The 25,113-nt window shown below is 43.5% G+C and carries 19 protein-coding genes; 9 read left to right on the top strand and 10 right to left on the bottom strand.

Annotated elements, in window-relative coordinates:
- Positions 1 to 86: 86 nt before the first annotated feature.
- The 3 genes from BQ8005_RS01120 to BQ8005_RS01110 are packed head-to-tail and all read right to left on the bottom strand — an operon-like array spanning position 87 to position 2,432.
- Positions 87 to 650: a nitroreductase family protein gene (locus BQ8005_RS01120; protein WP_075318827.1), complete on the bottom strand. Its 564-nt coding sequence runs from the start codon at positions 648 to 650 to the stop codon at positions 87 to 89.
- 20 nt (positions 651 to 670) lie between these two features.
- Complete coding sequence (locus BQ8005_RS01115; RefSeq protein ID WP_075316786.1) at positions 671 to 1,795, bottom strand: HpaII family restriction endonuclease; 1,125 nt, start codon at positions 1,793 to 1,795, stop codon at positions 671 to 673.
- Positions 1,796 to 1,832: 37 nt separating this feature from the next.
- A complete protein-coding gene (locus BQ8005_RS01110; RefSeq protein ID WP_021847687.1) occupies positions 1,833 to 2,432 on the bottom strand; it encodes an IMPACT family protein in 600 nt (199 codons plus the stop codon).
- An 88-nt stretch (positions 2,433 to 2,520) separates the two neighbouring features.
- On the opposite strand from BQ8005_RS01110, the gene BQ8005_RS01105 reads away from it, so the two are divergent.
- On the top strand, positions 2,521 to 3,639 hold the full coding sequence (locus BQ8005_RS01105; protein WP_075316785.1) for a glycerate kinase: 1,119 nt from the start codon (positions 2,521 to 2,523) through the stop codon (positions 3,637 to 3,639).
- Positions 3,640 to 3,692: 53 nt separating this feature from the next.
- Here the strand turns inward: BQ8005_RS01105 and BQ8005_RS01100 are convergent, their stop codons facing one another.
- The 5 genes from BQ8005_RS01100 to BQ8005_RS01080 all read right to left on the bottom strand — a co-directional run bounded on the left by BQ8005_RS01100 (position 3,693) and on the right by BQ8005_RS01080 (position 10,761).
- Positions 3,693 to 4,358 carry an ABC transporter ATP-binding protein gene (locus BQ8005_RS01100; RefSeq protein ID WP_075316784.1) on the bottom strand — a complete coding sequence of 222 codons (666 nt, stop codon included), beginning with the start codon at positions 4,356 to 4,358 and terminating at the stop codon, positions 3,693 to 3,695.
- A 46-nt stretch (positions 4,359 to 4,404) separates the two neighbouring features.
- Positions 4,405 to 5,568 carry an IS4 family transposase gene (locus BQ8005_RS01095; protein WP_075318825.1) on the bottom strand — a complete coding sequence of 388 codons (1,164 nt, stop codon included), beginning with the start codon at positions 5,566 to 5,568 and terminating at the stop codon, positions 4,405 to 4,407.
- Positions 5,569 to 5,708: 140 nt separating this feature from the next.
- On the bottom strand, positions 5,709 to 8,114 hold the full coding sequence (locus BQ8005_RS01090; protein ID WP_075316783.1) for an ABC transporter permease: 2,406 nt from the start codon (positions 8,112 to 8,114) through the stop codon (positions 5,709 to 5,711).
- Entirely contained in the window at positions 8,114 to 9,319 is a 1,206-nt protein-coding gene (locus BQ8005_RS01085) for an efflux RND transporter periplasmic adaptor subunit (protein ID WP_394334109.1), read from the bottom strand. Before BQ8005_RS01085 ends, BQ8005_RS01090 begins: the two co-directional genes overlap by 1 nt.
- Positions 9,320 to 9,408: 89 nt before the next feature.
- A complete protein-coding gene (locus tag BQ8005_RS01080) occupies positions 9,409 to 10,761 on the bottom strand; it encodes a TolC family protein (RefSeq protein ID WP_075316782.1) in 1,353 nt (450 codons plus the stop codon).
- A 461-nt stretch (positions 10,762 to 11,222) separates the two neighbouring features.
- Between BQ8005_RS01080 and BQ8005_RS01075 the strand changes: the two genes are divergently transcribed.
- Positions 11,223 to 12,557, top strand: a complete 1,335-nt coding sequence (locus BQ8005_RS01075; RefSeq protein WP_075316781.1) for a sigma-54-dependent transcriptional regulator — start codon at positions 11,223 to 11,225, stop codon at positions 12,555 to 12,557.
- Positions 12,558 to 12,744: 187 nt separating this feature from the next.
- Positions 12,745 to 13,638 (top strand): sensor histidine kinase, encoded by an 894-nt coding sequence (locus tag BQ8005_RS01070; protein ID WP_234983981.1) that lies wholly within the window; start codon positions 12,745 to 12,747, stop codon positions 13,636 to 13,638.
- An 8-nt stretch (positions 13,639 to 13,646) separates the two neighbouring features.
- Here the strand turns inward: BQ8005_RS01070 and BQ8005_RS01065 are convergent, their stop codons facing one another.
- Entirely contained in the window at positions 13,647 to 14,567 is a 921-nt protein-coding gene (locus BQ8005_RS01065) for a helix-turn-helix transcriptional regulator (protein ID WP_075316779.1), read from the bottom strand.
- A 386-nt stretch (positions 14,568 to 14,953) separates the two neighbouring features.
- On the opposite strand from BQ8005_RS01065, the gene BQ8005_RS01060 reads away from it, so the two are divergent.
- The 6 genes from BQ8005_RS01060 to BQ8005_RS01035 all read left to right on the top strand — a co-directional run bounded on the left by BQ8005_RS01060 (position 14,954) and on the right by BQ8005_RS01035 (position 23,722).
- Entirely contained in the window at positions 14,954 to 16,117 is a 1,164-nt protein-coding gene (locus tag BQ8005_RS01060; protein WP_075318825.1) for an IS4 family transposase, read from the top strand.
- Between the two features lie 50 nt (positions 16,118 to 16,167).
- Complete coding sequence (locus tag BQ8005_RS01055; RefSeq protein ID WP_075316778.1) at positions 16,168 to 17,292, top strand: efflux RND transporter periplasmic adaptor subunit; 1,125 nt, start codon at positions 16,168 to 16,170, stop codon at positions 17,290 to 17,292.
- A 21-nt stretch (positions 17,293 to 17,313) separates the two neighbouring features.
- A complete protein-coding gene (locus BQ8005_RS01050; protein ID WP_075316777.1) occupies positions 17,314 to 20,448 on the top strand; it encodes an efflux RND transporter permease subunit in 3,135 nt (1,044 codons plus the stop codon).
- Positions 20,449 to 20,478: 30 nt separating this feature from the next.
- Positions 20,479 to 21,849, top strand: coding sequence for an efflux transporter outer membrane subunit (locus BQ8005_RS01045; protein WP_075316776.1), 1,371 nt, complete (start codon positions 20,479 to 20,481; stop codon positions 21,847 to 21,849).
- Positions 21,850 to 22,006: 157 nt separating this feature from the next.
- Positions 22,007 to 22,912, top strand: coding sequence for an ion transporter (locus tag BQ8005_RS01040; RefSeq protein WP_075318824.1), 906 nt, complete (start codon positions 22,007 to 22,009; stop codon positions 22,910 to 22,912).
- 39 nt (positions 22,913 to 22,951) lie between these two features.
- The gene (locus BQ8005_RS01035; RefSeq protein ID WP_021847703.1) at positions 22,952 to 23,722 is read left to right on the top strand and encodes a patatin-like phospholipase family protein; all 771 of its coding nucleotides are present in this window, start codon (positions 22,952 to 22,954) and stop codon (positions 23,720 to 23,722) included.
- 116 nt (positions 23,723 to 23,838) lie between these two features.
- On the opposite strand, the gene BQ8005_RS01030 is transcribed toward BQ8005_RS01035, so the two are convergent.
- Positions 23,839 to 25,086 carry a DUF1015 domain-containing protein gene (locus BQ8005_RS01030; RefSeq protein WP_075316775.1) on the bottom strand — a complete coding sequence of 416 codons (1,248 nt, stop codon included), beginning with the start codon at positions 25,084 to 25,086 and terminating at the stop codon, positions 23,839 to 23,841.
- Between the last annotated feature and the right edge of the window lie 27 nt (positions 25,087 to 25,113).

The raw sequence follows: 25,113 nt of genomic DNA, 5'->3' as shown, positions 1-25,113 counted from the left end.
TAAATGACTTAAAAAAGGTGGACAAACCAAGTGAATATAAATCTTGAGTTGCCCACCTTTTTCTATAAATGATATCACTCGAGTATTCATCTGACGATTGTGATCGTCCCCTCCTTGATCCACTTCTCTTTCTGAGATGTATTGGCCGGCTCATACCCTAAAGCTGCACAACCATAGACTTTATGATTTTGAGGGACTCCCAAACGGGTGAGCAACGCACGGACTTCCGGATCATCGCAAGTCTGACCCAGCTGATTGATCCAACAGGAACCAATGCCCAGCGAACGGGCTGCCAGGAAAATATTTTCCAACGCACAGGCACAATCCATCGGCGCCCACCACTGCGTAGGTTCGTTGGAAACTATCACCAACGTAGGGGCGTGATAGTAGCAACAATAGGTTTCACTCTGTCCGCGTTCGCGCAAGCGGGGTTCGTCACTCTTGGCAAAGGCTCCTTTGATAACCTCGTTCAATTCGGTTAATATGGCTGTATCCTGAATGGCCGTGAAGTGCCACGTTTCATAGTGCATGCCATTGGGAGCATAAGCAGCAGCTTCAAGAATCAAATCCAGATCTTGTGCCGACACTTGTCGGTCGGTATAAGCACGCACACTACGGCGTGCCTTGATGTTTTGCAATACTTCGTTCATCATTCCTCTATTTATCAGGTTCAACGTTTTACCAGTCCTATCTTGACATTCAACTTGAAATACCAGGAGCCGTTCTCACGCTCCAGAAAGCCGTATTTGTCCTTCTCCAGCGCTCCTTTCTCGAAGCGTGTATTCTGATACAGAAATTCGGCAAAGTCCTGTCGGCACGACTGATGATAGCAGAGTACCTCGCCTTGCCCATCAACCAACAACATGCCTTCGACAGCCGAATCGGTACCTCTGAAAATCTTGGCAGGACGCATGCCCAAGGCCAGAGCCAGCAAGAACTGCTTCATCTTGTATTCATAGAAACCGTGTTTCTGGATGAGCTCATCCTTTATCTTCAGCGGATTGAGTTCCTTGATACGTTCCGTCAGTTCGGCAACGCGCGTGATGCCTTCGAGGTGCATCAGGCGAACCATCTCGGCCAGCATGCGGGGAAAGTGCAGGTCAATCATCAGCAGGTTGCAACGGAACACGCGGTCGGCCACGTCGCTATACTTCAGCACACCACCCAGCCGCTCAATCATCAGCATACGCTCGGCCACTTCGTTGGGCGATTCGGGCAGGGCGTTCACCTTGTTGACCGTAGGCACGGCAAATTTCAAGCCTGTCTGCTCCAGCTTCAGGTTGGCCGTACGTCCGCCGTCGAGCAACGGATTCATGGGACTCAGGCGACAACGTACACAAAAGCCCGTCAAGGGAGCGTCTTTCTGCCAGAAAGCTATCTTGAAGTCGGTACGGTCATCGGTCTTGGCTTCCAGGTCGTAAATGCGTACGGCGTCGAGAAAACCTTCCAAGCCGTCGGGCACTTCGACTTCTTCGCCCGACGAATGTTTCAGGATATCGAGCACATAGTCGGCCGCCTCGCCAAAGTCGGCCCTTGGAAAGGTAACCGACTCAGCCTCCTCCTTCGGCACAAACTGCCCACTACGGTCTACCTCGCCCGATACCATGCGGATTTCGTCCTCTTCTATGTAATACCGACGCGTGCCGTCGTGTTCCTCACGCTGAACCAGCGCTACCGGCCAGCAACGGTTCATGTCCTTCTGTACCTGAGGTGTACCCATATACACGCTTCCATCCGCCAACAGACGGAAAAAGGCATAAATCTCGCCCAATTCTCTTTTTGTTGCTTTGAACATACTTATATATAATGTGTAAAGTTATCGATGTAAATCCCTACTCTTCTATCCTCAATGTCTCCACCTTCTCCAGCCGTGCCCGCAAGCGTGGCATCAGGGAGCTACGTATGCGGAGTGTCATGCGGCAATCCATGTCGTAACCCTGCTCTACAATCTCAGGACCTTCTTCCTTGACCACCCGCATCACGTCGTTCATGAAAGGATATTCGAACCAGAAGCGGATGCATTCGTCCACCGTCTTCTCCACAACCTCGGCGGCGGCAAGCGCTTCGGCTGCGGCGGCCTTATAGGCCACAATCAGCCCGCTCGTCCCCAACTTGATGCCTCCGAAGTAGCGCACCACGATGATGAGGATGTCCGTCAATTCGTTGGAGTTTATCTGTCCCAGGATAGGTTTTCCGGCCGTACCCGACGGTTCTCCGTTGTCGTTCGCCCGAAAGTCCTTGCGCTGGGGACCGAGCATGTAGGCATAACACACATGACGGGCATCGTAATATTTTTTCTGATACTCCTCCAGCAAAGCCTTCACTTCGTCTACCGTACGTACAGGCAAGGCAATGGCTATGAATTTGCTCCGCTTCTCCGTATAAATACCCTCGGCAGGAGCGGCTATGGTTCTGTATACGTCTTCGTTCATACCGACAAAGATAATGCATTTTTCCACTTACTCCTCGCCTATTCCCGACAAAAATCCTAATTTTGCAACACACCAATCCACTGAAGTCATGAGAAAGATAGTCCTTGCCATCGACTCCTTTAAAGGGAGCCTCACCTCTGCCGAGGCCGAAGCCGCTGCTCTCGAAGGCATCCGGCGGGTGTATCCTCAAGCTGAAATCGTCTGTATCCCGATAGCCGATGGTGGCGAAGGTATGCTGGAAGCCCTTTCTGCCTTACGTGCACAGGAAGTGCGCCTCCGTGTACAGGGACCTTTGGACGAGAAAGTGAAAGCACGTTATCTGATAAGTTCCGACGGACAAACGGCCTACATCGAAATGGCTTCGGCCAGCGGACTCCCCCTTGTGCCTGAAAACCAACGCAATCCTCTGCTAACCACTACCCGTGGGACAGGCGAACTGATGCGCGATGCCCTCGACAGGGGATGCAACCACATGGTCATCGGACTGGGTGGCAGTGCTACCAACGACGGAGGGATGGGCATGCTCAGCGCTTTAGGTATCCGTTTTCTAGACCGTCAGGGTCAGGAACTGGAAGGAAGGGGTTGCGACATGGAAGAAACAGACAGAATAGATACCTCGTTTGCCCACCCAGCCTTAAAGACCGTCCGATGTACCGCCGCCTGCGATGTCCGCAATCCGTTCTACGGTCCCGAAGGTGCAGCCTATATCTTCTCTCCACAAAAAGGTGCTACTCCCGACGAGGTGCAACTGCTTGACAAAGGCCTGCGCCACCTGGCCGAACTCTACCGACAAACGACAGGACATGACATTGCCACCCTACCCGGCGCAGGAGCGGCAGGAGGACTGGGCGGTGCACTGGCTGCCTTTCTGAACGCCGAACTCCGTCCGGGCATCAGCTTGCTGCTGGAAGCCAACGGATTTAGGGACAAGATAAAGGGAGCAGACCTGATCATTACAGGTGAGGGCCGCGCCGACCAACAGACTACGATGGGGAAAGTTCCGGCAGGCGTACTGAACGAATCCCGCCAAACAGGTATTCCTGTCGTTCTGATAGCCGGCCAAGTAGCCGACAAAGAAATACTTCGTTCGGCCGGTTTCAGCCAAGTATATGCCACCACCCCTCCGGATATGCCCCTCAGCACTGCCATGCAGAAAGATGTGGCCCAAACAAACATCAGCCGGACCATAGAAAACCTCCTGAAATAAAATTCCTATAATAGAATATTTTAAGAATTAACTGATATATTATTACATTACCATTACTTACTTATTATTCTACCATCCAACAAATAAATCACTCGATTGGCATAACCAGCATCTCTTTCCGAATGTGTAACCATTATAATTGTTGTTCCCTGTTTGTTAAGTTGTTGTAGTAACGTCATGACTTCAATACCATTTGTTGAATCCAAATTACCAGTTGGCTCATCTGCTAATATCAAAGGACAATCTGTGACTATAGCACGAGCAATGGCCACTCGTTGTTGTTGCCCTCCTGACAATTGCTGTGGAAAGTGTTTGGCACGATGGGCTATATTCATTTGTTCTAATACATCCATTACTTTTGATATTCGTTCTTTCTTCTGAATACCCAGATAAACTAATGGTAACTCAACATTTTCAAATACCGTTAATTCATCTATCAGATTAAAACTTTGGAACACAAAGCCAATATTTTTCTTACGAAAAGAGCTCAACTGATTTTCATTCATTTTGGTCATCTCTTTCTCGTTAATAAAATATTTCCCAGACGTAGGTATGTCTAGCGTTCCTAAAATATTTAGCAACGTTGACTTTCCACATCCTGATGGCCCCATAATGGCAACAAATTCCCCTTGTTTAATCTCCAAATTTACATTGTTTAATGCTCTGGTCTGTACATCTTCTGTCGTAAAGACCATGGAAAGATTTTCTGTTCTAATCATATTTTAAAAACATTAGTGTCCCGTTAAAATGGGACGAGTTAAACAATTAATCAAAAAGCCCCGGAATCAGGGGATCATTTAGATCTTTGACATCATTGAAATTAGTCTTGTCGAACAGGTCACGCAAGTGGGTTTTGTCAGTCAATGATATACTGAGAATTTGCAAAACTTCATAGGTTGAACGTTTCAACTTCATATCATGTTGGACAATAGCCACAAGACAGTACGTGATAATAGCCACACTGATTTGTATGCGAACAGCGTTCTCTGTTGTGCCCCAGAATTTCTTTATCTTGAGATGCTGCTTGAGCCATTTGAAGAACAGCTCGATTAACCATCTTTTCTTATAAAGATTGGCGACATCCAGTGCAGAAAGTTGTTTTGCATTCGTCAAGAAAGTGAACTCACGGTCATCCTCTTCGTCGTAATATCGGACGAGTCTGAATGACTCCGGATATTTCTTCCCGGAGAGATAACCGGTCAGTTTCACTTCTGCATCTGTCATTATGTTCTTTGGCATTCTCCGCTTCCATTTGACTGTCTTATACTTTAAGTTCGTCTTGGCCCTGACAACAAAGAAAGAGTCTGTAAGATGTATCCTATAGAGCTCTTTAAAAGAATCATAAGCCCTGTCGAATATATAATAAGCATTTGGTTCATAATGGATTGAAGACATCGCTGTAGAATCATGCTTTGAGGCAGTGGTTACAGTATAGAAGGCAGGAACTTGTGCTTCAATGTCGTATAAGACATGAGCTTTCACTCCTCCTTTCTTGCTTCGGAACTTTGCCCACGGGAATGTTGCAAGACATAACGGAATCGTTGTTGAATCAAACGCATATTTCTTTCCGGAAATGTCAAGGATGTTGGTCGTCCGCTTCTCGCAGGCTTCCTTCATCATATAGAAAGCAAAGTCTTCGAAGATTCTGTAATCGCGGTTCTGGTTGGCTGTGGCAAGAGTTGTCTTGGCTATCGGTTCACGACCTAACCCAAGATGATATTGCTTGCCCCTATGCGCCTCGAAAGCAACGATTAAGTCTCGCAGGCTCTCACGGTTACTCAGTTGCCCAAACATCATTGCAAGCATCTGATTCCAGCAAGTGAAATGTTTCACATACCGGTTGCCATCATACTTGCGAACATAGTTGTTGAACTGAGTCCTGTTCAGAAAAGCGGTTAATTGAGAGAATACGTATTTGTCTTGGAACATAGCAGCCATTTGTATTAGACTGCAAAGTTGCAAAATCAAGTCCGTTTCATCTCAAGAAACCACGTAATTGACTATATTTCAATAATTTCAAAGAACTATTTATCCACTTTTACGGGACAGTAGTGTTTTAAAAATTTAAATTACTCATTTCTCAAGATACGCATTGGTTTTAAACGAATTACACGCCAAACTTGATGAGCTACTGTCAATAAAGCGACAAATATCATTAACACAAATGCTATTACATATCCCCACCAAGGCAAAACAATATGAAAGGCATAAGTTCCAAGCCATTCATCCATCAAAATAATAGAAAGAGGAGTTCCCAATACTGTAGCCAATATCGTAAGTAATATCAACTCCCGTGTTAAAACCCCAAAAAGACTTATCTTATCAGCCCCTAACACCTTTCTTATTCCAATTTCTTTTACACGAGCCATTGTAGAAAAAAGAGTCATAATCCATAACCCCAAACAAGCTACAAATATTGCAAGCAATGATGCACATGTAAAAATCCAACTAAAATTACGATCTGATTTATACAAATCATCATTGTAATCACTCAACCTAAAATATGAAAATACGGCTGAAGGAAAATATGTTTTATATATCTGCTCTATCTTTGCAACTTGTTTTGCATTAATTTCTGTATTTAATTGAATAGAAATATACGGTGTCGCAATAAAAGGAACACGTTCTTTTATAAAAAACATTATTGGCTTATATGGTTCAGCAAGTGATTGTTGGTGGTAATTTTTCACAACACCAATAATCTCAAGAGGTTCTTCCAAGACTTCCATGGCCAATTGTTTGCCTAATGCATCTTCAGGAGAAGAGTATCCAAGTAATCTGGCAGCCTCCTCATTCAAGACGACCTTGTTTAGTTCATTTCCATAATTCTCAGAAAAAATACGGCCACAAATGATTTTAAGAGAATACAGAGTCAAATAATCATAATCTACAGCAAACATTTGTATCAGTTTTATTTCTGATATGTCGCTTCCATAAGGACGATTAGTGAAATAATTTGCTACTTCCGCACCTGGAACTGCACCAGAAACTGCCACATGACTTATAAAGGACTCCTGTTCCAGTCTTTTCTTAAAGTTCATCATTTGTACAGACATATTTTCTGTTAAAGCAGGATATTTCAAAACCAAAACTCGATCAAACATAGCAGAAGAAGTTTCTTGTTGTATAAAATGTATTTGTCTAATTACTACAATTGTTCCTGAAACTAAAATAAAAGAAGCTATAAATTGAATGACAATTAATATTTTCCTAATTTTATTTCCCTTTCGACTATGTAAAAATTTACCTCGCATGATGTCTGAAGGCTTAATATGAGTAAGTAGAAATGACGGATATAAACCAATAAAAAAGGTTCCACAGACAAATATCATTAATACCATACTCCAACATTCTAATGAGTTAAAAACGTCAAATGCAAAATTTTGTCCAACCCAACGGGAAACAATAGGCAACAATACTTCTATCCATCCCAAAGCTAAGACCAATGCCAATAAGTTGAATAACCCTGATTCAAGTAATCCTTGTATTACAATCTGCCGACGAGAAGCTCCGAGTACTTTTCTAAGCCCAAATTCCTTACCCCTTTCCAAATATCGCGCAATAGTTAAGTTCAAAGCATTTACCCATCCGATTAACAATAAAGCTACAGCCATAATAAAAAGAATCTGGACAGCTGTTTTGCTACCTTTTTCTTCCTTTTCATATGATTTACGAGGAGTCAAATGTATATCTTTTAAAGGAATAAGTTCAACTCTCCAATCTTTATACTTTAATGCAGATGTCTTATATTTTTCTGATATAGAATGAAAATTTTCTTCTATATCGCTTGGACTTTTACCGGGTTTAAGACGTATGTAAGTATACACACCATGAATATACCAAATGTCACGTCTTGCTTCTGGAATAGAAGAATACGACAATAAAAAATCGTAACGTAAATGAGAGTTATATGGCATATCTGCAATTATTCCTGTAACCTCAAAATGCTGTTCAGATGAAGGTGTCTTAAAGGTCAAGATTTTACCAATAGGATCACTATCTGCAAAATAGCGATGTGCAGTACTTTCCGTAATTACAACTGTATTTGGACGAACTAATTGTCCTTCCTTCTCCCCTTTAATTATGGGGAAATTAAATAAATCAAAAAAGGCAGGTTCCGTATAACAATATTTTTCCTCTATAAACTGACGATCCTTGTATGTAACTTCTTGTTCACGGTCTTGTGCTGTCACCCTTACATATTGTTCGATGCCAGGAATCTCACGAAACATGACAGGAGCGTGGCCAAATGTCGTTGTAGCCCAATTGTCCGTCAAAACGTTCCCTTCATAAAGACGACTTTCTACACGATAAATTCGATCACCATCATGAAATGTGTCAAAACTTAATTCAAACCGTACATAAAAAAGAATCAACAGAGCCGAACCTATACACACAGAAAGGCCCAATAAATTAAGGGCTGTAAGAGACTTCTTTACCCTCTGACTTTTAATAATTTGAGAAAAATATTCCATTATCGTAATTTTAAGTGTTCATTTTTACCAAATAAATCATATCCGGAAATAATAACTTTCTCTCCAGGATTCAACCCATCCAGAACTTCATAATACAAAGGATTCTGTCGTCCTAATCGAACTTGGCGCAGATGAGCCACTTTTTCTTTCTCATCTACTACATATACATATTCCCCTCCACTTGACTGGTAAAAACTTCCACGTGGAATAAGAACTGCTTCTATAGGATCACCCAGTTGTAAATCTAAGTGATATGTTTGTCCAGAACGGATATTCACAGGTCTATCAGAAATAAAATGCAAATCAGTGCGAAATTGTCCATTTTGTACTTCCGGATATACTTTTGTTATTTTCAAACTATACTTTTTTCCTTCACGCTCAAAATTAGCCAAAAGGCCAGAATGTATACGTTCCACATAATGCTCATCAATCTTTGCTTCTACCTTTAATTCTGGAGTAATAATTTGTCCTATACGTTCACCTTGAGATATAGATTGTCCTATTTGAGCTTCTATATTTCCTAATTGTCCATCAACAGGCGCTTTTATCTTTAAGTTCTCTAAACGTTCACGTACAAGTAAAAGACTTTTTTTAATGTTTCGTATATTTTCATTTAGACTTTGTAATTGATTATCACGTAACTGTACATCTTGTTTGATCCTTTCATCTAAAACTTTGACTTGTTCTGAAATTGAATTATAATCTTCCTGTGACTGTAAATAATCTTCCCTGGATATTAAATTCTTTTGAAATAGATGTGAGTATTGTTGAAAACGACGTTGCTTCTGTATTAATTCTTTATTCAGTGTAATACGTTCTTGCTTCAAACTAAGATGCTCTTGTTCCATATTCAAGCGAGTATTACGAAGTTCATTTTCCTGATAAGCCAAGTTTGCCTCACTTTGTAAAATACCAATATTTAACAGCGGATTACTAAGACGAAGAATTATATCTCCAGCTTTTACTTGCGTTCCTTCTTCTATCAAACGTTCCTCTACTCGTCCCCCTTCAATAGCATCCAAATATATGATATGATCCGGAATAACCTGTCCAACTACTCTTATGTAATCATTAAATTCTCCCTTTTGTACAGTAGAAATTGTTATGCCATCTTTGTTTACATTCATAGAGGATGAATTGACACGAAATGTTATCCATAATACCCCCAAAAGAATAGTAATTGAACCAATTATAATACAAATCATTTTCTTTGAAAATTTGGATTTTTTCTCAATTTTTGTATCCATGCCGTTATAATCAATCTGCTTCATTTTTATTTTATAATTAATTTTTATTACAAAAATGTTCCTTCCTGATAGAATCGTATCACTCTTTTTTGAAGACTATATCGCAGTTTGGTACGTATTATCTCTGCTTTACTCCGCATGTATTGATTGCGTTTTTCCAACAATTCGAACATAGATATCATACCCTCCCTCCATTTTTCTTCACTTTCTTTCCATGTAATAGAATCCGCACGAAGTTGTTCTTTAGCTAATTGACATTCCTTAAGTGCAGATTGAAAAGAAAGATATGTATTATGTATTTGTTTATATAATGATAAACGTTGTTGTTCATTTTCATTCTGTACTTGCTGCAAACGAAGTTTTTCTTTTCTTATATTCTCTAAACGAGATAAACCATTGAATATCGGTAAAGATACGCATATTCCAGTATACCTATTCATATTATTATTTAATTGTTCTCGATAGGGGATAATATCACCAGATTTATTTTTTGCCGTATTATAATATCCAGTATTTAAATTAAATTCCAGACGAATTGAAGGGTAAAAAACTCTTTTTGCCATAGACCATAGTTTACGAGAAGCTTTTTCTTTCATATTCATAATATGATATTCTGGAAGAGTTAATTCAGAAATGGAATATAGTTCATTTAAGCTTAAAAGACTGTCAGTTATATCCATCCTACTCTCTGTGATGACAATAGACAATGTATCAGTTTCTTTAATATTCATAAGTTCTTTCAGAGTTAATAGAGAAAGATTGCAATTATTAGATTTCACCGTTTCTTGATAAACATCGGATTGTAACCGTGCTTTTACTTCTTGTAAGTCGGAAAGGGAACGTATTCCTAAATCAACATATTCCATCATCTGCCTGCAATAATATTCACTTAGTTTCCGTTGTTCAACTGCAAGTTTGTGCATTTCTTTATCGAAAGAATAACGATAAAATGCTTCTAAAACTTCAAAAGCCAAATTATTTTCTTCCACTTTACTTGACAACACATTAATTTTTTTGTTCATTTTATAAAACAACAATTTATCAACACGCGAAAAGCCTTCAAATACAGGGAGAGAAATATTTAGTCCGATCGTATTTTCTAAAAAAGACTCAGAAGTATATTGGTTTGTTAATGGATCTATGGAATGTCCAAACTGCTTTCCCAATACACTGATAGTACTAATTGAAGGTAAAAAATTACCATAAGCAGCTATAATATCTGTATTGGCAATTTTAGCATCCAATTTTTTATTTTGTATCCGTAAATTATGCTCAATTGCATATCGTATACATTCAGATTCGGTCCATTCGGATTGCGCATTACTAATTTCAGGCAAAACGAAATAACAAATCGATAAAAAAATCAATAAACATTGCCTAATAGGTGTTTCAGAACTCATATCGATTACTTTACATTATTCTATTTGGCTTATATGATACAAATTGTGTGCCACTATCATAATACATTGGAAACTAGATGTTTATAAAATCAAAATAGAACTAAACGTCCAATTTATTGACGTATAAACGTCTATCTTTTTGACACTAAGAATGATGTATGTACATATCGCTCTTATCTTAAACTCCACAAATCTCGGAAGACTTACATTTTGATTGATTCTCAGTTAAACATTTATATTTATTATAGGATTTTTGATTTAGTCTTTTCTCAACAAACAATTCTTGTACACAAAGAATAATTCCACTTGTGTTATTTTAGTTATCCTTCCACAAAAACATCATTATAATTATAAAAATTAAGAAAGGGGCATAAATAAAATTTCTGAAGTGTCAAATATTTAGGCGTTTTTTTGTTCGACATCTGTAAAACAGGTATTTTTACCTTTAAAAAAAAGAACATATGCAAACTGGTACTATTCTAATTGTCGATGACAACAAAAGCGTATTAACTTCTCTAGAACTTCTCTTGGAAAGAGAATTTGAGAAAATAGAGACTGTATCTGATCCCAATAAGATATTTTCTATTTTAGATGAATTCATAATTGATTTAGTCATTTTAGATATGAATTTTTCTGTTGGTTTTAATACAGGTAATGAAGGCTTGTTTTGGCTCCAGCGCATACATGAAATTAGACCTGAACTACCAGTTATTATGCTAACGGCTTATGGAGATATTGATCTTGCTGTAAAATCATTAAAAAGTGGAGCAGCAGATTTTGTATTAAAACCTTGGAATAATGACAACTTGATAAAAAAAATAAGAACTACATTACAAGAAGCAAAACATAAATTACCTGCTAATTCTATTAAAGGAGCTAGTGAACCAGGAATGATTATTGGCCATTCTCCAGCGATGATGAAAATAATAAGACTTGTAACTAAAGTAGCCAAAACAGATGCAAACATCTTAATTTTGGGTGAAAATGGTACAGGCAAAGAAGTATTAGCTCGAGAGATTCATCGTTTGTCTCTTCGCAGTCAGTATGAAATGTTTAATATTGATATGGGATCTATCAGTGAAACATTATTTGAAAGTGAATTGTTTGGACATGAAAAAGGAGCTTTTACAGATGCATACGAGAGTAGAATTGGTAAATTTGAAGCGGCAAATGGAAGTACACTTTTTCTTGATGAAATTGGAAACTTATCTTTAGGATTGCAAGCAAAGTTATTAGTTGCTTTACAAAATAGAGAAATAACCCGACTTGGAAGTAATAAAAAGATTCCAATTGACATACGATTAATTGCCGCCACTAATCGGAATTTACTTGAAATGGTAAAGCAAGCTCATTTCCGTGAGGATTTATTTTATCGTATAAACACTATACAAATAGAAATTCCTCCTTTACGACACCGTAAAGAAGACATAGCGACATTTGCAGAATTTTTCTTAAAAAAATACGCTAATTTGTATAAACGGACAGGATTATCCTTACATCCCAAAACCATACAAAAGCTGGAAAGTCATAATTGGCCTGGAAATATTAGGGAATTACAATATACCATTGAAAAAGCTGTGATCTTAGCAGAAAAAGATATAATAAAACCATCTGATATCTCTATACATTTAGATAATACATTTTCTTTTGATAGAGTTCCTAATTTAAAAGAAGTAGAAAGAAAAGCTATATTAGCAGCTATATCTCAAAATTCAGGAAATTTAACAGCAGCAGCCGAACAATTAGGTATCAGTAGACAAACATTATATAACAAATTAACACGTTTCAATTTTTAATTAAATGTTTAGCACTCGTTTATACATACACATCCTTTTATTTGTATTACTCATAGTCTTTACACTTGGGCTCGGGCTTGCAGGTATTATTTCAAGAAAAGCTATAATACTAGGAACAATTACGATTCTAATAGCTTTTGGCCTTATTGGGAGACTTGTTTATTACTTGAATTCTTATAATCGGAAAATGAAATTTTTTTTTGATTCTATAGAAGATAATGAATCCATGCTTTATTTTCCAGAAAATATTGGATCCAAAGAACAACGATATTTATATGCATCTTTTAATAGAGTATATACTTTAATATCAGAACATAAAAAGATTGAGTTCGAGCGTAAATTACATCAAAAAGAATATGAGTCTTGGGAAAAGCTAATGCGAGTCTTGACACATGAAATAATGAATTCTATCACACCCATTGTTTCACTATCTGAAACCCTTCTTTCTTATTTTCAAATAAAAAATACTTCAGAACACACAAAACACATTACGGATCACACTATTGAAAAAACAATACGTGGACTCGAAACCATCAAAAGTCAGGGACAAAATCTAATTTATTTCACAGAATCATATAGACAATTTTCAGGATTAAAACATCCTGAAATGAAGTACTTTTCATTAACAGATTTAATTGAAAGCATTCAGACACTATATAAAGAAGATTTAATACAACAACATATCGATTTTTCGGTTGACCTTTTTCAACCAGAAATAAAAATTTATGCAGATGAGAAAATGTTATCGCAAGTTTTAATCAATTTGTTGAAAAATGCAATACAAGCATTTACACAACAATCTAATAAAAAAATACATATAGAAATATATCGCAAAGAAACGATACTATTCATAAAGATAACAGATAACGGTTCTGGTATTCCATCTAACCTAATTGAAGATATATTTATACCTTTTTTTACCACAAAAACGAATGGAACAGGCATAGGCCTCAGTTTATCCCGGCAAATTATACGTATGCATGGTGGAGAATTATCTGTAATCTCCCACCCCTATCATAAAACTTCGTTTACAATTTCTCTGCCACAAAAATCCAATCACAATATATTCAACAATTATTAATGATCAACCTATTTTTCCTTCTCCTGCTCACGACGAAAAAGAGCAGGAGACATTCCACAATAACGCTTGAAGAACTTGCCGAAAGCCGACTGGTCACTGAAGCAAAGTTTGTCTGATATATCCTGCACGCTTAATTCAGGGTTTCTCAAAGCAACCTTCGCTTCAGTTATAAGCAAGTCGTCTATAATGCTACGGGCTGTTTTCCCATAAAATCTTTTTAATGTTGCAATCAAGGCATTGGGCGACACACCCAACTGTTCGCAATACCAGTTCACTTCGTGACGTTCGCAACAATAGGTGTGAGCCAGATAAAGAAAATGTGCAACCATTTCTCCCAAACGATAAGGTTCTTCCGCTTTCTCTACAGACTCACCCTGACGAAAAACAATATTCCATAGCTCACACTGACAGGCACGCAACATGCTCTGTACTAATTCACGATGAAAGATGCCATTCTTTTCTGCCGACATCAAAGCAAATAAAGAAGAAGAGAGTCCCTGAAGTCCCACTACCTCTTCACTGTTCAGTGAGACAAAAGGTCGTTTAGCATAAGCCATCATCTTCTCTGAGATTCTAGAACGCAATTTAGAAGTCGTTTCAAGAAAAAAATTCCGTTCAACCACCAACAGATAACCTTCCAGATTTCCTTCTACCGTCACATTTTTCCATTGGTTAGAAGCAATAAAGTCAATATAAGCCGGAGCAAACAACCCCACGCGATCACCGTTCAATGTCAGACGAAGCTCACCTCTGGTCATCAGCATACTAACGTGATGTTCTCTATCAGGAAGCTTTCGACCCAATGTCAGACAAGCCCCTGCCAACTTCACCATTATCACTTCACTACCGCATGCCGCCATTTCCACAATACCGGCCTGCACCCTATCCGGTCCTAACCAGTCGAGAACATACTCTTTCAGATTTACCATATTCCATTCATCAATTTATTATGAAACCATCTGCTTTCTCTCTCTTCCAGCGAACCTTGTTCAAGAGCATCTCTTACTCTTTTTCGAGGGTAAATATAGAAGAAAGACTTGAAAGTCCGAAGCCTTTTTTCACTTATTAAAAAATATAAAGCAAAAAAGTGGTAATACGTGATTTCAAACCAATCTGAAGTGAAACCAAACCAAAAGAAGCCCCCACATTGCCGATAACTTTGCGGCCATAATCATTTAAATGAATTAAGTCACTACTGTCCCGTAAAAGTGGATAAATAGTTCTTTGAAATTATTGAAATATAGTCAATTACGTGGTTTCTTGAGATGAAACGGACTTGATTTTGCAACTTTGCAGTCTAATACAAATGGCTGCTATGTTCCAAGACAAATACGTATTCTCTCAATTAACCGCTTTTCTGAACAGGACTCAGTTCAACAACTATGTTCGCAAGTATGATGGCAACCGGTATGTGAAACATTTCACTTGCTGGAATCAGATGCTTGCAATGATGTTTGGGCAACTGAGTAACCGTGAGAGCCTGCGAGACTTAATCGTTGCTTTCGAGGCGCATAGGGGCAAGCAATATCATCTTGGGTTAGGTCGTGAACCGATAGCCAAGACAACTCTTGCCACAGCCAACCAGAACCGCGATTACAGAATCTTCGAAGACTTTGCTTTCTATATGATGAAGGAAGCCTGCGAGAAGCGGACGACCAACATCCTTGACATTTCCGGAAAGAAATATGCGTTTGATTCAACAACGATTCCGTTATGTCTTGCAACATTCCCGTGGGCAAAGTTCCGAAGCAAGAAAGGAGGAGTGAAAGCTCATGTCTTATACGACATTGAAGCACAAGTTCCTGCCTTCTATACTGTAACCACTGCCTCAAAGCATGATTCTACAGCGATGTCTTCAATCCATTATGAACCAAATGCTTATTATATATTCGACAGGGCTTATGATTCTTTTAAAGAGCTCTATAGGATACATCTTACAGACTCTTTCTTTGTTGTCAGGGCCAAGACGAACTTAAAGTATAAGACAGTCAAATGGAAGCGGAGAATGCCAAAGAACATAATGACAGATGCAGAAGTGAAACTGACCGGTTATCTCTCCGGGAAGAAATATCCGGAGTCATTCAGACTCGTCCGATATTACGACGAAGAGGATGACCGTGAGTTCACTTTCTTGACGAATGCAAAACAACTTTCTGCACTGGATGTCGCCAATCTTTATAAGAAAAGATGGTTAATCGAGCTGTTCTTCAAATGGCTCAAGCAGCATCTCAAGATAAAGAAATTCTGGGGCACAACAGAGAACGCTGTTCGCATACAAATCAGTGTGGCTATTATCACGTACTGTCTTGTGGCTATTGTCCAACATGATATGAAGTTGAAACGTTCAACCTATGAAGTTTTGCAAATTCTCAGTATATCATTGACTGACAAAACCCACTTGCGTGACCTGTTCGACAAGACTAATTTCAATGATGTCAAAGATCTAAATGATCCCCTGATTCCGGGGCTTTTTGATTAATTGTTTAACTCGTCCCATTTTAACGGGACACTAATGGAATTAAGTTAAGAATGAAAAGAATGTTTTTACGCGCAAGCACATGGAGCCTCTGCCTCCTGCTTGCCACCGCATGTAAGAATGCTCCTCTAAATATGAACGGAGGAAACTACAAAACAATGGAAGTGTCACGCGGATCACGTACACTGAGTCAAAGTTATACAGCCGTCATCAACGGACGACAAAGTGTAGAAATACGCCCGCAAGTTAGCGGAACCATCACCCAGGTATGTATTGCCGAGGGAGCTCAAGTAAAAAAAGGACAGACACTGGTCATCATAGATCAAGTGCCTTATAAAGCAGCCCTCGAAACAGCCATTGCCAACGTCAAAAGCGCTGAAGCCTCGGTAGCCACGGCCCGACTGACAGCAGACAGTAAAGAACAACTTTTCAAAGAGAACGTAGTATCAGCCTTCGATCTACAAACTGCACGCAACAGTTTGCTACAAGCCGAAGCTACACTGGCACAAGCCAAAGCTGAAGAAGTGAACGCACGTAATAACCTATCGTATACCGAAGTGAAAAGTCCTGTAGACGGTGTGTCGGGTATGCTCCCCTATCGTGTAGGAGCCTTGGTAGACGCATCGATCACTACACCCCTCACTACCGTGTCCGACGATACAGAGATGTATGTTTATTTCTCCATGACCGAAAGCCAGGTACTTTCACTGATACGTCAGTACAAAACACTGGATGAAGCCATGAAACAAATGCCCGAAGTAGAACTGAAACTCAGCGATGGCTTGACATATGCCCATAAGGGACGCATCGACGCCATAAGTGGAACAATCGATACCAGTACGGGAGCTGTAAGTCTGAGAGCAACTTTCCCCAATCCCGAACACATGTTGCGTAACGGAGGAAGTGGAACCGTCATCTTTCCTTATATAAAGGAAAACGTACTTATCGTACCACAGGAAGCCACCTACGAAATCCAGGACAAAATATTCGTATATAAAGTAGTAGACGGAAAGGCTACATCTTCCCAAGTGAGCGTATTCCCCGTAAACAATGGAAAAGAATACATTGTAGAAAGCGGACTGGAAGAAGGTGAAACCATCATTGCCGAAGGGGCCGGTCTGGTTCAGGAAGGAACCGTAGTAGGTACCCCAGCAGCCGATAACGCACCTGCCAATTAAATCTGAAAGGAGGATTACGTTATGAAACTTAGAACATTCATTGACCGCCCCATTCTGGCATGCGTCATATCAGTTTTGATATTGATGCTGGGCCTCATCAGCCTGTTCAATCTGCCTATGGAACAATATCCCGACATCGCACCACCTACCGTATCGGTATCGACCAGCTATACAGGTGCCAATGCCGAAACCGTACAAAAGAGTGTCATTGTCCCACTGGAAGAAGCCATCAACGGTGTAGAAAACATGACCTACATGACCTCTACCGCCACCAACAACGGTTCGGGAAGCATCACTGTTTACTTCAAGCAGGGTACAGACCCCGACATGGCTACCATCAACACCAAGAACCGTGTGTCCGAAGCCGAGGGTCTTTTGCCGGCTGAAGTGACCAAAATCGGTGTAACCGTAGAAAAAAGGCAAAACAGTATGCTGAAAATTCTGGCCCTCTACAGTCCCGACAACAGCTATGACCAGACATTCATCAACAACTATTTCAAGATTAACGTCGAACCTCGTCTTTCACGTATCACTGGTGTAGGTAATGTGAACGTGATGGGTGGCGACTACGCGATGCGTATCTGGCTCAATCCCCAAGTCATGGCTCAGTATTCGCTGGTACCCGACGACGTTATCAGTGCTCTAGGTGACCAAAATGTAGAAGCTGCTACCGGTACGCTGGGTGAGGATTCGGAAAACACCTATCAGTACACCCTCAAATACCGCGGACGATACGAGACATCTGAAGAATTCGGCAACATCGTTATCAAATCTCTCTCAAACGGTGAAGTACTCCGTCTGAAGGATATTGCTAAAGTTGAACTTGGTGCCCAAAGTTATGCCTACAACAGTGAGATCAACGGTCATCCGGGTGCCACTTGTATGATTTCGCAAACAGCCGGTTCCAATGCCAACGAAATCATTGAAGAAATCGACAAACTGACTGCAGAAATAGCCAAAGAGTTGCCAAAAGGATTGGTATTGACCGACCTGATGAGTACGAAGGACTTCCTCGACGCCTCCATCAACGAAGTGGTGAAGACCTTGATTGAAGCCATCATCCTCGTTATCCTCGTTGTGTATGTCTTCCTGCAAAGTGTACGTTCCACCATCATTCCTGCTGTGTCCATCATCGTGTCGCTGGTAGGTACGTTTGCTTTCCTTTATATAGCCGGCTTCAGCCTCAACCTGTTGACACTCTTCGCGCTTGTGTTGGTCATCGGTACGGTAGTTGACGATGCCATTGTAGTGGTCGAGGCGGTACAGGCCAAGTTCGACGAAGGTGTCCGTTCACCTTATAAAGCCACGACGGGCGCCATGGACGGCATTGCAGCTGCCATTGTTACCACATCACTGGTATTTATGGCCGTGTTCATTCCTTCTTCGTTCATGGGAGGCACCAGCGGAACCTTCTACATGCAGTTTGGTTTGACTATGGCTGTTGCCGTGGGCATTTCAGCCATCAACGCCCTTACCCTGAGTCCTGCCTTGTGTGCCCTGATCATGACACCGCACATCGATACCTCTACCGGCCAGAAACTAAGTTTTTCTTCCCGTTTTCACCAGGCTTTCGAAGCTTCGTTCAACCGTCTGATTCTTCGATACAAAGGTGGAGTAAAGTGGTTCTTCCGTCGCAAATGGATAGTAGGAACTGCACTGGTAGCCAGTATCGCCTTGCTGGTGGTCTTGATGAAAACGACCAAGACTGGTCTGGTCCCCGAGGAAGACATGGGCTGTATCTTTATGAACGTCACCACTCCTCCGGGCAGCAGTCTCTCGCAGACCATCAAAGCCATGTCCGAAGTCGAGAAATGTATCAAAGACATTCCCCAGATATCCCGTTACTCCAATGTCAGCGGCTATAGTATGATGGGCGGACAGGCACCGTCAGGTGGTATGCTCATCATCAAACTGAAACCCTGGGACGAACGGACAAAAAGCCAAGACAACATCAACGCTGTCATCAGCGAGATTTACCGTCGCACAGCCAATATCAAATCGGCTAAGCTCTTCGTTTTTGCCCAACCGACCATCATGGGCTACGGTATGGGAAACGGCTTCGAACTCTATGTACAAGACCGTGCAGGTGGCGACATCAACACATTACAGAAATATACCACGGATTTCATCGCTGCTCTGAACCAGCGTCCCGAAATCCAGATGGCCTATACTTCATTTGACACAAAATTCCCGCAATATACCGTCGAAGTGGATGCCGCCCGATGCCAACGTGCAGGCGTTACGACTACCGATGTGCTTAGCGTTCTGTCGGGCTTCATCGGCGGAAACTATTCGTCCAATTTCAATCGTTTCTCCAAACTCTACCGCGTCATGGTACAGGCTGACAAGACTTATCGTCTGGACAAAAACGCCTTGAACAATATGTTCATACGTACCTCGTCGGGTGAGATGGCCCCCATCGGCCAATTCGTCAATCTGACCAAGGTATATGGTACTGAAACTCTTACCCGTTTCAACCTCTACAGTTCCATTCAGGTAAACGGACTTCCGGCCGACGGTTACAGTACGGGTGAAGCCATTGCCGCCATTGCCGAAGTGGCCAAGGAGACATTGCCCGTAGGCTACGGCTACGAGTTCGGTGGTATCACGCGTGAAGAGGCCGGAAGCGGAAGCAACACGGTTATCATTTTCTCCATCTGCATCATCTTCGTCTTCCTCATCCTCTGCGCCCTGTACGAGAGCATCTTTGTACCGCTGGCCGTCATGTTGAGTGTACCGTTTGGACTGATGGGAAGTTTCCTCTTCGCCAAAATGTGGGGACTGGAAAACAACATCTACATGCAGACAGGTCTCATCATGCTAATCGGCCTGCTGGCCAAAACAACCATCCTTCTGACCGAGTATGCCTCAGCCCGCCGCCGTCAGGGCATGACCATCGCACAAGCAGCCGTATCGGCAGCAGGCGTCCGTCTGCGTCCCATCCTGATGACAGCCCTTACGATGATCATCGGTCTGTTTCCACTGGTTGTTGCCTCGGGTGCCGGAGCCAACGGTAACATCTCCCTAGGTGTAGGAACCGTAGGCGGAATGATCGTCGGAACATTGGCGCTGCTTTTCGTGGTGCCCACACTGTTCATTGTCTTCCAGACCTTGCAGGAGAGACTGATGCCTGCCCGCAAACACGAGGAAGACTGACAATTATACAAACCATAACAGAAAAAGAGAATGAAAAAGATATTGATAGCCGCCCTGTCCGTACTGACAACCGGTTGCGGCATATATAACAAATACGAACGGCCCGACTTGGGTACAGTACAGGCCGACAGCCTCTACCGTTCCGACGCCGCTCCCGACACAGCCTCGTCCATCGCCTCGTTGGGATGGGAGGAACTGTTCACCGACCCGTGTCTCCAGTCGCTTATACACCGTGGCCTGGAGGCCAACACCGACCTGCAGACAGCTGCCTTGCGTGTCAAGGAAGCACAGGCCACCCTGATGTCGTCCAAGCTAGCCTACCTGCCATCCCTGCAGCTCGACCCGCAAGGAAATCTCTCCAGCTTCGACGGAAGCAAGACGCAGAAGACCTACTCGCTGGGAGGTTCTGCCTCGTGGGAAATCGACCTCTTCGGAAAGCTAACCAACGCCAAACGCGGCGCCCGTGCCGCCCTGCTCGAAAGCGAGGCCTACCGGCAGGCTATGCAGACACAAGTCATAGCCACCGTAGCCGACAGCTACTATGCCCTGCTGATGCTCGACGAACAGGTAAGAGTCACCACGCAAACAGCCGAAAGCTGGCGTGAATATGTCAAGTCTCTCCACGCCCTGATGAATGCAGGCGAAGCCGATCGTGCTACATTGAGCCAGGCCGAAGCATCACGGCTCAGTGCCGAATCGTCGCTCCTCTCACTCCAGCGACAGGTAGCCGAGCAGGAAAACGCCTTATGCGTCTTTATCGGCGAAGTTCCTCACCGCCTCGAGCGAGGCACACTGAACGACCAGCAATTCCCCGACCGTATGTCCGTAGGCCTGCCTATCGAACTGCTGTCACGCCGTCCGGATGTACGCCAGGCTGAAGCCTCGCTGATGCAAGCCTTCTATGCGACCAATTCCGCCCGCTCGGCCTTCTACCCCAGTATCACGCTAAGTGGAAGTGCAGGATGGACCAATAGTGGCGGAGCAGCCATCACCAATCCAGGTGCCTGGCTCCTGCAGGCAGTGGGATCTCTCGTACAGCCACTCTTCAATCGTGGACAAAACATTGCCAATCTGAAAATAGCCAAAGCTCAACAAGAGGAAGCGGTACTGGCCTTCAAACAGTCGCTACTCGATGCCGGGCAGGAGGTGAACAATGCCCTCATCCAATGGCAGACAGCCCGCGAACAGATTCTGTTGGACATGGAGCAAGTGAAGCAGCTGGAAACCACCGTTTCGGATACCCGCCTGCTGATGCAATATGGTACGGTGAACTATCTGCAAGTGCTCACCGCCCGCCAATCACTTCTCTCGGCCCAACTGACATTGGCATCCGACCGCTACAGCGAAATACAGGGAGTCATCAACCTCTACCATGCTTTGGGTGGAGGAGCTGACCAATAAAAGCATCTCTAATACCGTGTTAACTAAATCTACTCTCTCTTCATAAACCAATTTATTATGAAGTCAACCTGAAGCCCGCACCATTCGTGATGAACCGTGCGGGCTTATTTCATATTTATTGCTAACTTTGCCATACAATAACCAAGCAAAAAGCATGATGAAATACTTCTCCATCCTACACCAACGTTGGCATCACTTCCTGCACAACGAAGAACTGAAACAGAAAATCTACTCCATCGTATTCGAATCGGATACGCCCAAAGGCAAACTGTTCGACATCATACTCATTGGCAGCATCGTGCTCAGCGTGCTGCTCGTCATCCTGGAAAGTATGCACATCTTCCCCCATTCGGCATACCTGGTGCTGAGGGTCGTGGAGTACGTGCTCACGCTGTTCTTCACCATCGAATACCTGGCACGTGTGTACTGCCTGAAGCAGCCGCGAAAGTACATCTTCAGCTTCTTCGGCATTGTCGACCTGCTGGCCACGCTGCCCGTTTACTTGAGCTTCTTCCTGCACGGCACACACTATCTGCTCGTCATCCGTGCCTTCCGCCTCATCCGCATCTTCCGCATCTTCAAGCTCTTTACCTTCATCAACGAAGGCAACCTGCTTTTGCGGTCGCTATGGATCAGTGCACCGAAGATTTTCATCTTCTTCTTTTTCGTGCTCATCCTCGTCACGTCCATGGGCACGGTGATGTATGCCATCGAAGGCGATGCCCCCAACTCTCAATTCAACAATATTCCCAACAGCATCTACTGGGCCATCGTCACCATGACGACCGTCGGCTATGGCGACATCACGCCCGTTACCCCCGTGGGCCGCTTCCTCTCGGCCGTCATTATGCTCATCGGCTACACCATCATAGCTGTCCCTACGGGCATTGTCTCGGCTACGATGGTAAGCGAACATAAGAAGCTGGAGAAGCGACGCTGTCCCCGTTGCCACCGTGACGGTCACGACTTCGAAGCCCTCTACTGCAAGTATTGCGGCGCACGACTGAAAAAGACCGAACCCGAAAAAGCCAATGAGGAACGGCGCAACGACGAACGTTTCTGAACGTTCCTCTCTATATTATACATTGTTTATTGTAAATTTATGGAGAAACAGAAAATATCCCTCGTACTCTCCATGGGCGGCGCCCGTGGCATTGCACACATCGGTGTGATAGAAACCCTGTTGGAATACGGCTACGAAATCGCCTCCATCACCGGCAGCTCCATGGGAGCCATGGTGGGTGCCATGTATGCCACAGGACGGATGACCGAATGCAAAGAATGGCTGTGTAGCTGGGACAAACGCAAAATGTTCCAGCTGGCCGATCTCACCCTGAGCCGCGATGGCCTGGTGAAGGGCGACCGCTTCATCCGCGAACTGAAACAGATTGTCCCCGACGTGCCCATCGAAAATCTCCCCCTTCCCTATGCCGCCCTGGCCACGGACATCGTGAGCGAGCAGGAGGTGAAATTCACCTCTGGCAGTCTATTCAACGCCATTCGTGCTTCTATCTCCATTCCCATGGTGTTCCGTCCCGTCCGCACGGAAGGACGCATACTAGTGGACGGAGGCTTGCTCAATCCCCTGCCTCTGCGCCACGCCATTCGTACATCAGGCGATCTGCTTGTGGCCGTCGATGTCAATGCTCCCATCGACAACGGCAAACGCCGCCGCATGAACCCTTACAAACTCCTGGCCGAATCGTCGCGCCTGATGATGCAGCAAATTACCCGCTACGACATCGAACGCTTCAAGCCCGACATCCTCATCCGGATGTCTGCCCACGACTACGACATGATGGAGTTTCACCACGCCCGCCGTATCATCCAAAGTGGAGCCGAAGCCGCCCGAAAGACATTGGACCAACAATAAACAATACGCCCTTTTCCACTAAGGAAAACAATGCTTTCGTATCCGAAAAGCACCGTTTTCTTTTTCACGGGAAAGGGCGTATCTATCTTGGCGGGGACATCTTCTCCCCGCACCTTTTATTCCAACTTGTGAATGATGAGCCCCGAACGCAACTTGGGTTCGAACCACGTCGTCTTGGGTGGCATGATGTTGCCCGTATCGGCAATGTCCATCAGCTGTTTCATGCTGACCGGATAGAGGGCCAGAGCCACCTTCATCTCACCACTGTCCACACGCTTCTTCAGCTCGCCCAGCCCGCGGATACCGCCCACGAAGTCGATGCGCTTGTCCGAACGGAGGTCCTTGATACCGAGTATCTCGTCCAGAATGAGGTTGGAGGAGATGGTGACGTCCAACACACCGATGGGGTCATTGTCGTCATAAGTACCCGGCTTGGCGGTCAGGCTATACCACTTGCCGTCCAGATAGAGGGAGAAATTGTGCAGGCACGCAGGTTTATAGATGTCTGTACCTTTTTCTTCCACCGTGAAGTTCTTGCCCACCGCTTCGAGGAACTGCGCCGGCGTCAGTCCATTCAGGTCTTTCACCACGCGGTTGTAGTCGATGATGGTCAGCTGGTTGGCAGGGAAGCAGACGGCCATGAAGTAGTTATACTCTTCGTCGCCCCGATGGTTGGGATTTTGCTTGGCCTTCTCGGCGCCCACCAAGGCAGCGGCAGCGCTACGATGATGTCCGTCGGCAATGTAGAGGGCAGGCATCTTGGCAAATTCGCGTGTAATGGCGTCGATATCCTCCTGCTGGTCGATGATCCAGAACGTATGTCCGAAACCATCACCCGGAGCGATAAAGTCATAAACAGGTTTCTGTGCCGTATAGCGGGCAATGATAGCATCGAGCGTCTTGTTGTCGGGATAGGCGAAGAACACGGGTTCGATGTTGGCATTGTTCACGCGGACGTGCTTCATGCGGTCTTCCTCCTTGTCGCGACGGGTCAGCTCGTGCTTCTTGATGACACCGTTCATGTAGTCGGGCACGTATGCACCTACCACCAGACCGAACTGCGTCTTGCCATTCATCGTCTGGGCATAGATGTAATAGTTTTCCTTCTCGTCCTGCACCAGCCATCCTTTGTCCTGAAACATCTGGAAGTTTTCGGCAGCTTTCTGATAGACACGCGGATCGTGCTCGTCGGTACCTACAGGAAAGTCTATCTCGGGCTTGATGATGTGATAGAGGGACATCTCATTGCCTTCGGCCTCGGCACGAGCTTCATCGGAGTTCAACACGTCATAGGGGCGTGATGCAACTTTCTCCACCAGATTCTGTGGTGGACGGATGCCTTTGAATGGTTTGATTGTTGCCATGTTACAGTTTCTGAAATCTGAATTACT

Origin of the sequence: Bacteroides togonis (assembly GCF_900130135.1) — a bacterium.
GTDB lineage: Bacteria > Bacteroidota > Bacteroidia > Bacteroidales > Bacteroidaceae > Bacteroides > Bacteroides pullorum.
The sequence above is the reverse complement of the archived record's forward strand: the minus strand, read 5'-3'. Positions and strand labels throughout refer to the sequence as shown.